At 63.8% G+C, this 16,295-nt stretch carries 13 protein-coding genes; 6 read left to right on the top strand and 7 right to left on the bottom strand.

Annotation, left to right across the window (positions count from 1 at the left end; translation table 11 throughout):
• Positions 1–204: 204 nt before the first annotated feature.
• On the top strand, positions 205–1,059 hold the full coding sequence (locus P9250_RS23275) for a sulfurtransferase (RefSeq protein ID WP_250464190.1): 855 nt from the start codon (positions 205–207) through the stop codon (positions 1,057–1,059).
• 19 nt (positions 1,060–1,078) lie between these two features.
• Positions 1,079–1,954 carry a tRNA glutamyl-Q(34) synthetase GluQRS gene (gene gluQRS, locus P9250_RS23270; protein WP_310395416.1) on the top strand — a complete coding sequence of 292 codons (876 nt, stop codon included), beginning with the start codon at positions 1,079–1,081 and terminating at the stop codon, positions 1,952–1,954.
• 240 nt (positions 1,955–2,194) lie between these two features.
• Here gluQRS and P9250_RS23265 read toward each other — a convergent pair whose 3' ends face one another.
• From P9250_RS23265 to purT, 4 genes are all read right to left on the bottom strand, one after another.
• The gene (locus tag P9250_RS23265) at positions 2,195–3,664 is read right to left on the bottom strand and encodes a DEAD/DEAH box helicase (protein ID WP_250464186.1); all 1,470 of its coding nucleotides are present in this window, start codon (positions 3,662–3,664) and stop codon (positions 2,195–2,197) included.
• 421 nt (positions 3,665–4,085) lie between these two features.
• Positions 4,086–4,418, bottom strand: a complete 333-nt coding sequence (locus P9250_RS23260; RefSeq protein WP_409014928.1) for an MliC family protein — start codon at positions 4,416–4,418, stop codon at positions 4,086–4,088.
• A 94-nt stretch (positions 4,419–4,512) separates the two neighbouring features.
• Positions 4,513–4,668 carry a DUF6726 family protein gene (locus P9250_RS23255; protein ID WP_309845184.1) on the bottom strand — a complete coding sequence of 52 codons (156 nt, stop codon included), beginning with the start codon at positions 4,666–4,668 and terminating at the stop codon, positions 4,513–4,515.
• 45 nt (positions 4,669–4,713) lie between these two features.
• Positions 4,714–5,982, bottom strand: coding sequence for a formate-dependent phosphoribosylglycinamide formyltransferase (purT, locus tag P9250_RS23250; RefSeq protein ID WP_309842195.1), 1,269 nt, complete (start codon positions 5,980–5,982; stop codon positions 4,714–4,716).
• Between the two features lie 296 nt (positions 5,983–6,278).
• Here purT and P9250_RS23245 point away from each other — a divergent pair, with 296 nt between their 5' ends.
• The gene (locus tag P9250_RS23245; protein ID WP_310395413.1) at positions 6,279–6,851 is read left to right on the top strand and encodes an META domain-containing protein; all 573 of its coding nucleotides are present in this window, start codon (positions 6,279–6,281) and stop codon (positions 6,849–6,851) included.
• Between the two features lie 145 nt (positions 6,852–6,996).
• On the top strand, positions 6,997–10,668 hold the full coding sequence (locus tag P9250_RS23240) for a DNA translocase FtsK (protein WP_310395410.1): 3,672 nt from the start codon (positions 6,997–6,999) through the stop codon (positions 10,666–10,668).
• A 6-nt stretch (positions 10,669–10,674) separates the two neighbouring features.
• Here P9250_RS23240 and P9250_RS23235 read toward each other — a convergent pair whose 3' ends face one another.
• Positions 10,675–11,742, bottom strand: a complete 1,068-nt coding sequence (locus P9250_RS23235) for a transporter (protein WP_310395407.1) — start codon at positions 11,740–11,742, stop codon at positions 10,675–10,677.
• Positions 11,743–12,017: 275 nt separating this feature from the next.
• Positions 12,018–13,361 carry a lactonase family protein gene (locus P9250_RS23230; protein WP_310395405.1) on the bottom strand — a complete coding sequence of 448 codons (1,344 nt, stop codon included), beginning with the start codon at positions 13,359–13,361 and terminating at the stop codon, positions 12,018–12,020.
• A 170-nt stretch (positions 13,362–13,531) separates the two neighbouring features.
• On the opposite strand from P9250_RS23230, the gene P9250_RS23225 reads away from it, so the two are divergent.
• Positions 13,532–13,684: a DUF3096 domain-containing protein gene (locus P9250_RS23225; RefSeq protein WP_244827516.1), complete on the top strand. Its 153-nt coding sequence runs from the start codon at positions 13,532–13,534 to the stop codon at positions 13,682–13,684.
• Between the two features lie 65 nt (positions 13,685–13,749).
• Here P9250_RS23225 and P9250_RS23220 read toward each other — a convergent pair whose 3' ends face one another.
• Entirely contained in the window at positions 13,750–13,998 is a 249-nt protein-coding gene (locus P9250_RS23220) for a hypothetical protein (protein WP_310395403.1), read from the bottom strand.
• A gap of 396 nt (positions 13,999–14,394) precedes the next feature.
• On the opposite strand from P9250_RS23220, the gene P9250_RS23215 reads away from it, so the two are divergent.
• The gene (locus P9250_RS23215; protein ID WP_244827514.1) at positions 14,395–16,269 is read left to right on the top strand and encodes a glycoside hydrolase family 15 protein; all 1,875 of its coding nucleotides are present in this window, start codon (positions 14,395–14,397) and stop codon (positions 16,267–16,269) included.
• Positions 16,270–16,295 lie beyond the last annotated feature (26 nt).

The following is a 16,295-nucleotide window of genomic DNA, read 5'->3' as shown; positions in this document are numbered from 1 at the left end:
CGCGAAAACGGCTAAGGGGCGCGCGTTAGCCGAACGGACAAGCCCTCGGCGATTCTCGAAATTGCGCTGGCGCAAACGGCGCGAACGCGGCGGCCCGCGCCTGCGAAAAGACCTGCGCCATTTGCGGGATAATACGGAGTTGCGCGGCGTCCCAGCATCCGCTTTTTGCCGCCCTTTTTACCGGCTTTGCCCCGTTATCCGATCATGAGCATTCTGAACCTCTCCGCCTACAAATTCGTTTCCATCGACGACAGCGCCGCTTGGCGCCCGCTCGTCACCGAACGCTGCAACGCGCTTGGCCTGAAGGGAACGATTCTGCTCGCGCCGGAGGGCATCAACCTCTTCATCGCGGGGCCGGTGGCGGAGGTGCGCGAGTTCATCGATTACATTCGGGGCGACGCACTCTTCGGCGACCGCTTCGCCGATCTGCAATTCAAGGAAAGCCTCTCCGCAAAGCAACCGTTTCGCCGCATGCTGGTGAAACTCAAGCGCGAGATCATCACCATGAAGAAGCCCGCGATCAAGCCGGAACTCGGCCGCGCGCCCGCCGTCGATCCGGTGACGCTCAAGGCCTGGCTCGACCGTGGTCATGACGACGAAGGCCGTCCGGTCGTCATGCTCGACACGCGCAATGCCTTCGAAGTGGACGTCGGCACGTTCGACCACGCGCTCGACTACCGCATCACGAAATTCAGCGAGTTTCCCGAGGTGATCGAACAAAACCGTGCCGATCTGGAAGGCAAGACGGTGGTGTCGTTCTGCACGGGCGGAATTCGTTGCGAGAAGGCTGCGATTCACATGAAGGAAGTGGGCATCGATCACGTCTATCAACTCGAGGGCGGCATCCTCAAGTATTTCGAGGAAGTGGGCGGCGCGCATTACTCGGGCGAATGTTTCGTGTTCGACTACCGCACGGCGCTCGATCCGAACCTGCAGCAGACCTCCACTTCGCAATGCTTCGGCTGCCGCGCGGTGGTCAGCGTGGAAGATCAGCAGTCGCCGTTGTACGTGCCGGGCGCCACGTGCCCCGCGTGTCATCCGGATGCGAAGGCCGCCTGAACCTTGAACGAGCCCTGAGATGACTTACCGTGGCCGCTTCGCGCCCTCGCCCACCGGGCCGCTGCACGCGGGGTCGCTCGTCAGCGCGCTTGCTAGTCTTCTCGATGCGCGGGCGCATCGCGGTAGCTGGATCGTGCGAATAGAAGATGTCGATGCACCGCGTACGGTGGCTGGCGCGGCCGACGAGATTCTCGCAACGCTCGCGCATTTCGGCATGCATTCGGACGAACCGCCGGTCTGGCAAAGTCAACGCGACGCGGCTTATCAAGATGCATTCGAGCGCTTGCTTGCCGCCGGCTTCGTTTATCCCTGCGGCTGCACGCGACGCGAGATCGCCGACTCGCTCGTTCATGCGCATGCGCGTCACGCGACGCTCGCTTATCCCGGTACTTGTCGAAGCGGCTTGCATGGCCGTCCCGCGCGCGCGTGGCGACTGCGCGTGCCGGACGGCGACGCGGCGCGCGTCGGTTTCGTGGATCGCTGGCAGGGAATACAAACGCAAGATCTTGCGGCCGAAGTCGGCGATTTCGCCTTGAAGCGTGCGGATGGGCTGTGGGCGTATCAACTGGCTGTCGTCGTCGACGACGCTTCAGCCGGCATTACGCATGTCGTGCGCGGCGCAGACCTGTTGGATTCGACCGCGCGGCAGATTTATCTTCAGCGATGTCTCGATGTGCCGACGCCGTCGTATCTGCATGTGCCTGTCGTCAGCAACGATGCGGGCGAGAAACTCAGCAAGCAGACGGGCGCGGCGCCGCTTGGTCGTGACTCGCCGCTGGATGCGTTGGTGCAGGCGGCGCGGCATTTGAGTATCGAAGTGGCCGCCGCCGGTTCGCTCGAGTCGTTTTATGCGGATGCGACCGCGCAGTGGGCGCGTCGGTTCGGGATTATTTAGCCGCATGCGTTCGCTTTTGAGGGGCGAATCGCTCGCGCCGCGTAAGCGTTCGACTGACGAGTGCGGTACGAGATTGGGCCTTTTGTCGCGTCAGGACTTTGGCTGCGGCCTTTAAGTGGTCAAAGAGCGGCACAAAAAAAAGCAACCTAACCGGTTGCCCTTTTCATCCCACACGTACCGTTCCCAACGGTTCAACGGCAGTCGCAGAGACCACCGTTTCTTAGAGCTTCACGCGCCAACTCAAGTCGACTTACGCAACGCACCCAACCCGCCAAGCAACGCGGCCAACGGCTGCTTCGGCGCGCTCTTGCGCTCCGGCTCGACGCTTTCCTCGTGCCGCTTCACCGCCGAGGGCGAGGGCTCGTAAGGTTTGAGGAAGAATTCGTCCACCGGCTGCTGACGCCCGCGCGGCCGATCATACGACGACCCCGACGTGCGCCGGCGCGGACCCGCTTCTTCCCGCGCGCCATGCCGATGTTCGCTGCGCTCCGGGCGGACCGGCCGCTCGTCGCGCCGCGCGCCTTCACGGCGCACCGGCGTCGCTACTTCGAGCGTCATCACTTCGAGCGGACGCTTGATCAGCTTCTCGATGTCGGCAAGCTGCTTGCGTTCGTTCGCGCTGCACAGCGACAACGCGTCGCCCGACGCACCCGCGCGCCCCGTGCGACCGATACGGTGCACGTAATCTTCCGCGCTGAACGGCAAGTCGAAGTTGATGACCGCCGGCAATTCGGCGATATCGAGCCCGCGCGCGGCCACGTCGGTTGCGACGAGTGCTTCGATCTCGCCGCGCTTGAACGCGTCGAGCGCCTGCATGCGCTCGCCTTGCGTACGGTCGCCGTGAATCGCGGTGGCGACGATGCCATCACGTTCCAGCACGCGCGCCAACCGGCTCGCGCCGATCTTGCTATTGCAGAACACGATGACCTGCTTTAATCCGCGCTGGCGGATCAGTTGCGCGACGGCGCCCGACTTGTCGCTCTCGTGCACTTCGAAGACGATCTGCCGCACGTTGGTCGCGGTGGAGTTGCTGCGCGCGACTTCGATGGTCTGCGGATTGCGCAAGTAAGTTGCCGCGAGCTTCTTGATTTCAGGCGAGAACGTCGCCGAAAACAGCAGCGTCTGACGCTCCTTAGGCAGCAGATTCAGAATGCGCTGCAGGTCGGGCAGAAAGCCCATGTCGAGCATGCGGTCGGCTTCGTCGAGGACGAGCATCTGCACCTGGCCGAGATTGAGCGTCTTCTGCTGAACGTGATCGAGCAGACGTCCCGGCGTCGCGATGAGAATCTCCACGCCACGGCGCAACGCATCCGACTGCGGATTCATGTCGACGCCGCCGAACACCACCGTGCTGCGCAACGCAGTGTGCTTCGAGTAGGTCTGCACGTTGGCGGCGACCTGATCGGCGAGTTCGCGCGTGGGCGTAAGCATCAGCGCGCGCACGGGATGGCGGGCGGGCGAGGCGCTCGTATTGGCCATCGGCAAAAGACGCTGGATGATCGGCAGCGAAAAACTCGCGGTCTTGCCCGTGCCGGTCTGCGCCGCGCCCATCACATCGCGGCCCGCGAGCACGACGGGAATGGCCTGCTCCTGGATCGGCGTGGGCGTGGTATAGCCGGACTCGCTCACTGCCTTGAGGATGTCGGCGGCCAGGCCGAACTGATCGAACGTAGGCGCGGTGGACGGGTTCGTGGCGACGGAATCTGACATGGTGACTATTGGGCTTTCGCTAAAAATCCGCTTGAAGCGGTGCGTAAGCGGGCGTTCGGTCGATTACGCGTGAGTATTTCGGTGACGCGGAGGGTTGTCCGCGCAAGCATTTGTGCGCGGCGCTTGCCATGCACTTGAAGCGCGCCGGGCAGGAAAACGAGCGCCTGACGCAGATTCGGCCGATGGTCGCGGCCTGCGGAACGCCGCAGGTTCGGGCACAAGGCCCGCTGCGATGGAACACGGCTTCGATGACGCCTTCAAGGCGGCCGACGCACGCTCAAGTGGAAGGCCACGCGAGCCGATGCGAACCACGACGCTGCAGGGCAAAAATCTTAGCCGGAAAGCCGCACATTGTAGCATCCGGCGTCGATCCGCCCCTTTCCGCGCTTCATGCGACAGAGGCGCACGACGTAGGCCGCGCTTACTTGTTGTGCGCCTCGCAATCGGCCAGTAGCGGCGGCGAGTCCTTGGCCGCCATCTCGTCATAGAGATTGGCCTGCGGTCCCTTGGTCCACCACGTATATTGATCCGCGACGTATTTGGCCCCGGAACCCGCGATCACGTTGACGAACAGCAGTTTGCGGCCATCCACCGTCAATGCCGCGAAGCTCTGGTGATTGCGTGCGTTGGTGTATTGCACCGACACGCTCTTGCCATCCTTGCAGTCGTAGCGCGTGGTCTGCGTCGAGGCGGTCTGGATTTGCGGCACGGTGAGCGGCATCGCGCGCGAGGTCGTGGCGACGGAAGACGCCATAAGAAGCGCGGCCGAAAGTACGAGAGATCGTTTCATCATCGGGTCCGGAAATCGTGGGAAGCGGCTTGGCGAGCCTTGATGGATGGCCCGAAGATCATGGATCGATCACGTCCGCGCAGGCGTCCGTGGGCGCGGCCGCGACATGGCCGACCACCGGCACGATCTTCAAACCCGCTGACGCGATCCGGCACGGAGCCGCGGCCAGCCCGCAGCCCGAAAGTCCCGCGCACGCCACGATCAACGCGGCCATGATGATTCGCTTCACTATCTTCTCCCTGCCATTTGCAGGCGATGGTCAGCCCGGTCGACTCGATACGGGCTTTACTTTCGACGCCGCCAGCTTCGCGCGCTCACGCGCTTCGCCGGTATCGACGCCAGTAGCGAGCGCGACGCCCATGCGCCGTTTCGCGAAGCTCTCGGGCTTGCCGAAGAGGCGCAGATCCGCGCCCGGCACCGCAAGCGCTTCGGCCACGCCTTCGAAGGCGATACCCGCTTCGTCGAGGCCGCCGTAGATCACCGCCGATGCGCCCGGCGTTTGCAGCGCGGTATCGACGGGCAAGCCGAGAATGGCGCGCGCGTGCAGTTCGAACTCGGAGAAACGCTGCGTGGCGAGCGTCACGAGACCCGTGTCGTGCGGACGCGGACTGACTTCCGAAAACCATACGTCATCGCCGCGCACGAAGAGTTCCACGCCGAAGAGGCCGCGTCCGCCGAGCGCGGTCGTCACCTTTGCCGCGACATCGCGCGAGCGGGCGAGCGCGACGGCGCTCATCGCCTGCGGCTGCCAGGATTCGACGTAGTCACCCGCCACCTGCACGTGGCCGATAGGCTCGCAGAAAAAAGTCGCCGTCTCGCCGGTCGCGGGGTCGGCCGCGCGCACGGTGAGTTGCGTGATTTCGTACTCGAAGTCGATGAACCCTTCCACGATCACGCGCCCGTGGTTCACGCGCCCGCCCGCCATCGCGTAGTTCCAGGCGGGCTCGACATCCGCGTCGCTTCCGAGCACGGTTTGTCCCTTGCCCGAGGACGACATGACGGGCTTCACCACGCACGGAAAACCGATCTTCGCGATCGCCTCCTTCATCTCTTCGAGCGACTGCGCGAACGCGTACGGCGAGGTCGGCAAGCCAAGCGTCTCGGCGGCCAGGCGGCGAATGCCTTCGCGATTCATCGTCAATTGCGTGGCGCGCGCGGTCGGAATCACGGTGGCAATGCCAGCGGCTTCGATGTCGGCGAGCGCGTCGGTGGCGATTGCCTCGATCTCGGGCACGATCAGATGCGGCGACTCTTGCTCGACGAGCGCGCGCAGCGCCACGGCATCGGTCATGTCGATGACATGCGCCCGGTGCGCGACCTGATGCCCCGGCGCGTTCGCATAGCGATCCACCGCGATCACCTCGACGCCGAGCCGCTGCAACGCGATGATCACTTCCTTGCCGAGCTCGCCCGCGCCGAGCAACATCACGCGCGTGGCATGCGCCGAAAGCGGCGTGCCGATGCGGCGCTCGACGTCGGTCGCGGCATTCGTGCCGGTAGCGGGGTCGCGTTGCGAGTCGGTGTGCATGAGTGCTCCAGAAATCGGATTCGGTGGCGCCTGTTGCTCGAACATTCGATGAGGCGAGAATGGCCCGGATGTTAACACGCACCGCTTAGTGCAACAGCTCTGCCATTCGGTCTATTGACAGGCGCCAAGAGCAGTATGACAAGCGGTATCGCTGCTCAGTTGCAAGGCATTCGCGTGCTTTTCGAAGATCGTCGACGGGAGGAAAGCGCTGCCGATCATTTTGTTGCATCGAGCGCTGGACAAATCGTAGGACGAGTGCGATACCCTTACGGTTTCGCCAGTTTCAGGACTCCCCGATGCCCACGCACTTCATCCGCACACCGTCTACGTCGCCGCTTTTTCGGGGAGCGCCGGCGTGGCTCACACGTGCATCGCGGCGCGCCGGTGTGCTGCTGCTCGCCACGGGTTTCATCGCCGGCTGCGCGCTCCCCAAGCATCCCGACGCGAGCGCGCCGCCCACCGATCCGTACAATCCCGCCGCCACGCAATTGCTCGACGACACGCAATGGCAGCTCACGCGCTGGACCGATGCAAGCGGCAAGCCGCGTGCGCTTCCTCAGGACGCGGGCGGCGCACAGCCCATCACGCTCGACTTTTCGACGGCGAGCGGCCATCGGCGCGCGAGCGGCTTTTCCGGTTGCAACCGCTTCGCGGGCGCCTATGACCTGAAAGACGGCAAGCTCACGTTCGGCCCGCTCGCCGGTACGCGCATGGCCTGCGTCTCCGGCACGGGCGGTGCGTTGGAGCAGCCGTATCTGGATGGGCTCGCACATGTCGCCAGAAGCGGCGTTCAGATGAACCCGCCGCCAGCGTTGCAACTGACGCTCGCCGATGGACAGGTGCTCACGTTCGCGCCGCGGCCAAAGTAAGCGCGAGGTGTTGCGTGCTTGCGCCATACCTATCGGCGCACGCCGCAACCGTTAAACTGCCTGGTTGAACGCGCATGCGTCCGAAGCCGGCAGCGAGTCTGGTCCTGTCTCATACGTCTCACCCAACATTGGTTCTATCTCTAGCATGCAAATGGTAGTTCTCGGCTGGTTCGGTGCATCAGTCGTCTGGATCCTTCCACTCCTCTGGCGCATCGTGAAATCGGTGCTCCCGAGCGGCAGCGGACTGCGCGGCCCCGGCACGATCCGGCTGTGGGTCGGCTTCATCTGCGTATTGCTGTCGAGCAGCGTGCTCGAAGGCCTGCTTGCAAGTGGCGTCGAAACGCAGGCGAATATCAATCGCGGTGGTCGGGCGCTTGCCTTGCTTCTCGTCAATCTGGCTTATCCGGCTGGCGCGATTGCCGTTGCGGCCCTCGTGCTGGCAATGTTCGCGCCGTGGCTCGTCGAGTTCTCGTGGCGCTCCGTGCTGATCTGGTTCGATGAAGCGTTCGGCTTCGATTTGCCGAAGAGCTGGCTGACACCACCCGAAAAAAACGAGCGCGAACCGCAGCCGAAGAAGGAACACCGTGGGCGACGCGATGCATCCGGCTGGTTCGAGCGTCGTGCGCGCGACAAGACCAAGACGACGCGCGAGATCCCCGTGCGCGGCATCGGCGCGGATCGTTTCGATGCCTCGTCCGTGCGCGTGCCGCAGGATGAGCCCACGCTCGGTTTGCCGACCGGCAAGCAACGCGGACGCTATCGGCGGCCTACCGCGTGGCGTCCGCCTTCGATCGGCAAGAGCGGCGCGAACCGCGATCAGGCGTCAGCGAGGAATACCGCGTCGACCAACTATGCCGCCGTGCGTCTCAGCCGATCCGCGTTCGAAGCGGAGAGCGCGTCCGGTCGGCCGATGCCTATCGAGCCGGTCGCGCCCGGTGGATGGTTGAATCCGTCCACGCAGCCGCGTGCCTCGGTGTCGCCGGGGGCGCGGCCGGCACAAGGCGCGAATGGCACGACAGCGTCGGCGCGAACTTCCGCGGGAATGGCTGCGGCTTCTGCGTCGCGCAATGCTGCCTCATCGGTTGCGGTCGAGCCACGCGGGAATGTTTCTCGGGCGGGTGCGGCTCCGGCTGCTTCGGCTGCACTGGCCCGGGGCGGCACCGCTTCAGTATCGGCAGGCGGCAATGCACGCGGTCCGATGCCCGCACAAAGTCGTGCGGGGCAGACTTCGCCTGGGCTCGTGCGGCGCGCGCCGCCCGTTCGTCCGACCGCAACACCGGCCACGCGTGACTTTGCTGGGCGTTCGCTGCCAACGCCCGCCGACGCGCTGGCGCGTTCGGCACTTCCGCCGCTCGAACCACCTCCACCGCCCGAGTCCGTTCAGGCGACGCTGCGATCTATCGAGGAAAACGCCGCGTTATGGACGTCGCTCGCCGGAACGGGGCTCGCGCGTGAACCTGAAGCGATGGTGGCGGATATGGCCGCAGCGTCTGGCTCGCAAGTCGCATCGCAATCTGCGAGCGACACTGTGACGCGAGCGCCAACGGGTACGGAACCTGTCGACTTCTCTCCGAAGCCAGCGGACACGTTGATCGACGGCGGTCTGAACGCGGACAGCGCCATTTCAGACGATGCCACCTCCGTTGGGGCAAGCACGCTCGTTTTCTCACGCATGGGAGCCAACGTTGCGTCACAAGCACCGGCAGCGGTTTCGTTGGACGCGCCCGCAACGCCCGCTACGCCACCGATTCATCGCGAGTTCACGCCGGAGCACGCCGAGCCTGACTTGGTCGAGCCAACGCGTCACACCGAAACGCCTGCACCGCCGTGGCTGGACGAGCCGTCATCGTCGCCGAGATACGAGCCACCTCCTCTGCCGTCGTTCCTGCCGATGGACGAGCCGCCGCCGCTCGCGGACGCATTCGACGATGCTCGCGACCAGCCCGCCCCGTCTGGTGCGGATCCCGTGCGAAACGCGGCGGCATTGCCTCCCGACGAAACATTCCGAAGCGCATCCACGTTGCCTGGCGACGGTACCGGCCAAAGCGCACCCGCGTTGCCGCGCGACGGCACCGTGCGGCACGCGCCCGCGTCGCTTCGAGATGACTCGATCCAAAGCGCTTCGACGTCGCCCGTCCACGAGACCGCGCGCGAGGAAGCCTTCGACGCGCCGGAAAAGCCATCGAACATCGTGCGCTTCCCCATCGCCGTCCCGCTGCAAGAGGCCGAAGCCGAAGCGCCACCCGCCGCAACAACATCACCAGCAAGCGCCCCGCGCCCGCCGGTACGCGGCTTCGCGCCCACCGAATTCGAATTTCACGCGCCGCACGCATCTGCAGTTGAATTGCCCACGCTCGACCTGCTCGAACCCGCATCCGAAGACGCCGAACCCGTCTCCGAACAGCAACTCGCCGAAACCGGCCAGCTAATCGAACAACGGCTGCAGGAATTCAAGGTGCCCGTCACGGTCGTCGGCGCATCCGCTGGCCCCGTCATCACGCGCTTCGAAGTGGACCCGGCGCTCGGCGTGCGCGGCAGTCAGATCGTCGGCCTCATGAAGGATCTATCGCGAGGCCTCGGTCTCACATCGATCCGCGTCGTCGAAACGATTCCCGGCAAAACCTGCATGGGCCTCGAACTGCCGAACGCGAAACGCCAGATGATCCGTCTGTCCGAGATTCTCGAACAGGACGTGTACCGCGCGTCGAAGTCGAATCTCACCATCGCGATGGGCAAGGACATCGTCGGCAATCCGGTCGTCACCGACCTCGCCAAGGCGCCGCACATGCTGGTCGCGGGCACGACGGGCTCCGGCAAGTCGGTCGCGATCAACGCAATGATCCTTTCGCTGCTCTACAAGGCGACGCCTGAGGACGTGCGCCTCATCATGATCGACCCGAAGATGCTCGAACTGTCCGTGTACGAAGGCATTCCGCATCTGCTCGCACCCGTCGTCACTGACATGAAGCTCGCGTCGAACGCGCTCAACTGGTGTGTCGGCGAAATGGAAAAGCGCTACCGGCTGATGTCGGCGGTGGGCGTTCGCAATCTGCAGGGCTTCAATCAAAAGATCCGCGCCACCGAAGCGGCCGGCAAGAAGCTCACGAATCCGTTTTCCTTGACGCCCGATGCACCCGAGCCGCTATCGACGCTGCCGCTCATCGTCGTGATCATCGACGAACTGGCCGACCTCATGATGGTCGCGGGCAAGCAAATCGAACAATTGATCGCGCGTCTTGCGCAGAAGGCGCGCGCGGCCGGCATCCACCTGATTCTCGCGACGCAGCGGCCTTCGGTCGATGTCATCACGGGTCTCATCAAGGCCAACATTCCGACACGCGTGGCGTTTCAGGTGTCGTCCAAGATCGATTCGCGCACGATTCTCGATCAGATGGGCGCGGAATCGCTGCTCGGCGCAGGCGACATGCTGTTCCTGCCACCCGGCACCGGCTACCCGCAACGCATACACGGCGCGTTCGTCGCGGACGACGAAGTGCATCGCGTGGTCGAATATTTGAAGCAGTTTGGCGAGCCGGAATACGAGGAAGGCATTCTGTCCGGGCCGACGTCCGAAGGCGCGTCGCCAGACCTGTTCGGCGAAACGCCCGAGGCCGAAGCCGACCCGCTCTACGACGAAGCCGTCGCGTTCGTGTTGCGCACACGGCGCGCCTCGATTTCGTCGGTGCAGCGGCAACTGCGTATTGGCTATAACCGCGCGGCGCGGCTCGTCGAGCAGATGGAAACGGCCGGGCTCGTCTCCTCGATGGGCAGCAACGGCAATCGCGAAGTGCTCGCACCGCCCGGCCCGGCCGACTAAGCGTTTTTACCAGAGCCGCAAGCGGCGCAACAGGAAGATCGTGATGGCGGCGCATCCCGCCATCACGCCGACCACCACCCAGAACGAAGCGGGATTGTGCGTGCCCGGCAAGCCCGCGACGTTCATGCCGAAGATGCCCGTCACGAGCGTGGCGGGCAATAACAACGCGGACATGATCGCGAGCCACAAGAGCTTGCGGTTGATGTCCTCGGAAAGCAGCGCGGCGATTTCGTCCTGCAAGAGTTTGGCGCGTTCGTAAAGTCCTTCGAGCCCGCCGCCCAATCCGTTGAGCACCTGAATGGCTTGCACGAGCGCTTCCATCGAGCGCGGTTCGGCCCATTCAAGCCGGCGCGTCACGAGTTGCGTGAGCGCGTTACGCTCGGGGTCGATAAAGCGCTTGACCTCCACCAGCCGCCGCCGCACCACGCCGAGTTCGACGCGCCAGTTCGAATGGCCGCCTTCGAGCACGCCCTCTTCGACATCGTCGAGACGGTCGCCGATTTCATCGATACGGTCCGCGAAGGTCTCGTTGAGCGCGCGGATCAGACCCGCGAAAAGATCGACGGTATCGCGGAACATCGCGCCTTCGAGCACGGCATGACGCAGCCGGTCGGTCGACTGCAAGGGACGCGCGCGCACCGTAATCATGCGGTTGCGGTCGACGTAAAAGCGCAATGCGCCGGTCGCGCGAATCGCCTCGCGTGCGCCCGGCTCCGCGCCCGCGGGCGTCGCCGCGACGAGCTCCAAGTCGGCGACGACGCCGTACATGAAATTCGGTCCCATGTGCACGCGCGGACGTTTGTCCTCGCCGTTCAGAAATTCGCGCGCGACATCGGGCATGGAACTCACGCCTTCGAGCCAGCCTTCGACGGTATCGTCGTTGGCCGAGAGATGGAGCCACGTCGGTCCGTCGCCCGTGATTGCATCGCGCGCTTCGTCCCACGAAAGCCGCAGCGCCTGGCCGCCCGCAAAGCGGAACGCGCTGATGAAGCCGGGCGGCGCCGCTTCGTTCTTGTCAGGCTGCGGGCCCGGTTCGGGACGCCTGGCGCGGCCGGAAGTGTAAGTCGTGTTCAATCTTGCTTTCCCTGCAATTTCCGTTGTCTTTCGATTTCATCAGGATACCTTTCGGTTCCAAATGCCAGGCTGCGCGAGCCGACGCAGCATCGTACTAGAACTCGTGGCGGACCCGGAAGAACACAACGCCGCCGTTGCCATCGGTTGCACGGGCCGCATGAGAAGCGCGAAGACCGTGCACAGAGATGAAACCGTGACGGCTTCGCGTGTCGGTCACGTGACGAAAGCCTGGAACGGACCATTGCCGCGATCGACAACGCGCCGCGCAAAACTTCTCAAGACGGCGAGACGAACTTGAAATCGACCGGCGAGCCGATAGAAAGCCGCTTCGGGTCCGATGCCAGTTCGCCCGATGCCGGATCGCGCTGGAAGAAGAACGCGCTGTCGCTGTCCTGATTGCCGACGATGAGCCAGCGCCCGCTCGGGTCGATCGCGAACTCACGCGGCGTCTTGCCAAGCGTCGGATATCGCTTCATGAGCTTGAGATGGCCGTTGTTCGGATCGACCGCGAACGCGACGAGCTCGTTCGCGTCGCCACGATTGGTCGCATACAGAAAGCGTCCATCGGGCGACAGATGCACCGCGCCGCCGCCGATCTTGCCTTTGAAGCCGGGCGCGGTCATCGGCACGCTCTGCGTTTCGCTGAGTTTGCCGTCGCGATAGTTAAAGACGAGCACCGACGCGTTCATTTCGGTCGTGAGATACGCATGCTTGCCGCCGGTATCGAAAATCAGATGCCGTGGGCCCGAACCAGCCTTGATCGGCGTGTAACGCGCATCGGTCGGACCGAACAGGCCGCGGCTACCATCGGGCGTGTAGCGGTACGCGAACACCTTGTCGACGCCCAGGTCTTGCGTGAAGAGATATTTGCCATCGGGCGAGAACACGGTCGAGTGAACGTGCGAGTTGTCCTGCCGCCCTTTCACGGGCCCGTTGCCTTCGTGATGCACCGTCAGCACGGAGGTGCCGACGTGACCATCGGCGTTGATCGGAAACACCGCGAAGCTGCCGCCGGGATTGGCCGCCACCGAGTAATTGGCTGTCAGCAAATATTTGCCATCCGGCGAGAGCGCGAGGTAACACGGGTCGTTGCCATCCGCCGACACGCGGTTCAAAAAGCTCAACTGGCCGGTTGCGCGGTCGAAGCGAAACGCGCTGATGCCGCCGCGTTGCGAAGCCGGGCCGTTGTCGCCGGGCAGTTCGTTCACGGCATACACGTAATTGTGATCGCGACTCACGACGAGATACGACGGGTTCACCGTCTGCGCCGACGCGACGCGCGTCAGCTCGCCATTGCCGGTATCGAAGCGATAAACGTAGATGCCTTCGCTCTTGCCGCCGCCCGTGTAAGTGCCGATGAGCAGATCGAGCACCTCGCCGCCCGATGAAACCGCAGCGCCACTGGCGCCCGCGGCCGGCGTCGCGCTTGCGGGCGTCTGCGCCACGGCATGCGTGGCCGCGATCGACAGGATCAACGCGAAACCCCGGGCCCACCTACGCGGCTTGAATGAAGCCAAGAGCGAACTCGTGAGCGTATTCTGTAGCGGGCGCGGCACTTGCGACGTGCGTCTCGCCGCGACGGCGGACAACCGTTCCGGCAACGGATGGCTCGGGTGCATGAAAGCTCCTCATCGTCTTCTGATGCTTGTTATCGAGGGCGATGCGCGAACGGCTGCGGCATCGTCTGGCTGGCGTGGCGCGAGCAAGTTTTGCTCCCACCGTGCCACCGGGCAAACCGCAACAGGCTAAACCCAACCATTCGAACCAACAACAAAAAGGAGTTGCTGCGATGAACATTCACGTAAGCCTTGGGCCGCTGGTGTCGCTGATCGCCGGGATTCTCATCCTCGTGATGCCGCGACTGCTGAACTTCATCGTCGCGATCTATCTGATCGTGATTGGACTGATCGGGCTATTCGGCATGGGCTCGGCGCATTTCTGACGAACGCATGCGCGCGGCTTGAACCGCGCGCATGTCCTAGGACTGGACGCGAAAGTATTCGCGTTTCAACCGTTGGCGAGTTGATCCAGCCGCAAGCGGCCTTGCAAGGACAGCGCGCCTACCGCGACGCCCGCCGCGTCGAAGGAATAGCCGCTGAAGCAGCCGCGCTCGGTGAGAAAGACAGCGGCGGTTTCCATCGCGTTGCGCGACAAACCGAGATGTCCGGGATCGAGCGCGAGCAAAGTGCCGGGCTCGTTCAACCGGCTTGCTGCGGAAAGAATGGCGATGCAGTCAGCTTTCGACGGATTGTGCATGGTGTCCTGTTCCCCGAAATCACGAAGTGATGAACCGGTATGCGACGTGCGAAGCGTGAAACCGTGGTGCGAAAGAAGGGTCGATGACAGCGCGACATGGTCCCGACGCGCAGCTGAACGACGCGACCTGAAGGCCGTTCGTAAGACTTCATTTAAACATTGGCCGATCGTTCCGGCAAGTTTTCATCGGCGAGTTACGCGGGCGTTTCCGCCAGCCCTGCGGGACGCGCCGTTGCCGCTGCGATAGAGGAGCGTTCGCCCGGTTTCCTGCTCACCGTGAACGAATGCGGCAGAATGCGGCCAGACCAAGGGTTTGCGTTTTGCGTCTTACATGTCTGTGTCGTTCTCATTCCAACCCTCGGCGCTCTCGGGCGCCGCCAGCAGGAAGATGTCCGCATGCCAGCATTGATCGAAGATTACGCCATGGTCGGCGACGGCCACACCGCAGCACTTATTTCCCGTGACGGTTCCGTAGACTGGCTCTGCTGGCCGCGCTTCGACTCAGCCTCGTGTTTTTCGGCGTTGCTCGGCACACCCGAACATGGCCGATGGCTGCTCGCGCCGGAAATGCCCGACGGTAAAGCGCCGGTCATCCGGCGTCGTTATCGCGAAGACACGCTGATCCTCGAAACCGACTTCGAGACGCCCGATGGCGCGGTGACGATCGTCGACTTCATGCCTTCGCGCAACGGTCATTCGGAACTGGTGCGCATCGTCGTGGGCAAACGCGGCTCGGTGCGCATGAAGATGGAACTGGTGTTGCGCTTCGACTACGGCTCGGCGATTCCGTGGGTCAGCCGTCTGCCCGATGCGAGCGGCATTCGCGCGATTGCCGGTCCCGATCTCGCCGTGCTGCGCACGCCCGTGGATCTCGTCGGCGAGAACATGCGCACGACCGCGTACTTCGACGTTGGCGCGGGCGAACGCGTGCCCTTTTCGCTGTGCTATTCGCAATCGCATTTGCGGCTGCCGCCCGCGCACGATCCGCACACGCAACTCGCACGCACCGAAAATTACTGGCGCGAATGGTCTAGCCAAAGTGAACTCAAGGGCAAGTGGGCCAGCGCAATACGCCGTTCGCTCATTACGCTCAAGGCGCTGGCGTATGAGCCGACCGGCGGCATCGTTGCCGCGCCGACAACGTCGCTGCCGGAACAGCTCGGCGGCACGCGCAACTGGGATTATCGCTATTGCTGGCTGCGCGACGCGACCATCACGCTGCTCGCGATGATGCGCGGCGGCTACTACGACGAAGCCCGCGCCTGGCGCGCGTGGCTGGGCCGCGTGATGGCGGGTTCGCCCGATCAGGTGCAGATCATGTACGGCATCGCGGGCGAGCGGCGTCTGCCCGAATACGAGATTCCCTGGCTGCCGGGCTACGAAGGCGCACAACCGGTGCGCATCGGCAATGGCGCGGTCAATCAGTTGCAGCTCGACGTCTATGGCGAAGTGATGAACGCGTTGCATCTCGCGCGCGTCGGTGGCCTGCAAAGCGACGAAACCGCATGGTCGATCCAGTGCGCCATGCTTCAGCACCTGGACACCGTCTGGGAGATGCCCGACGAAGGCATCTGGGAAGTGCGCGGCGGCCGCAAGCACTTCACGTTCTCCAAGGTGATGGCGTGGGTGGCCTACGACCGCGCTATTCAATCGGCGGAAAAGTTCGATCTGGAAGGTCCGGTGGATCATTGGCGCGAGATGCGCGCGCGCGTGCATGCCGCCGTCTGCGCGAGAAGCTGGAATCCGCAAATCAATTCGTTCACGCAGACGTATGACGGCGATGCGCTCGATGCGAGCCTTCTTTTGATCCCATTGCTCGGCTTTTTGCCGCCCGATGATCCGCGAGTGGCCGGAACCGTACATGCAATCGAAACCACTCTGACGCACGATGGGCTGGTCAAGCGCTATCACACGACCGAAGTCGCCGATGGTCTGCCGCCTGGAGAAGGCACGTTTCTGGCTTGTAGCTTCTGGCTGGTCGACAACCTCGCGCTGCAAGGGCGGCTCGATGAGGCGCATCAGATGTTCGAGCGTCTCGTCGGCCTCGCCAACGACGTAGGCCTTCTGGCCGAGGAGTACGACACGATAGCGAAGCGCATGGTTGGCAACTTTCCGCAGGCCTTCACGCACGTGGCGCTGGTGCACACTGGCATGAATCTGATGCGGCACGAAGAAGAGATGGCCGAAGCGACGGGTCAACCTGCTGGCGACTCAAAAGACGGAAATCTCAAGGCAAATCCAGCGCTGGAAGCCGCGATGGCCAAGAAATAGGCAAAGTCGTGTTTGGAATACGAATG

The sequence above is a fragment of the Caballeronia sp. LP006 genome (assembly GCF_031450995.1).
Lineage (GTDB): Bacteria > Pseudomonadota > Gammaproteobacteria > Burkholderiales > Burkholderiaceae > Caballeronia.
This window is presented reverse-complemented; position numbering and strand designations above follow the sequence as displayed.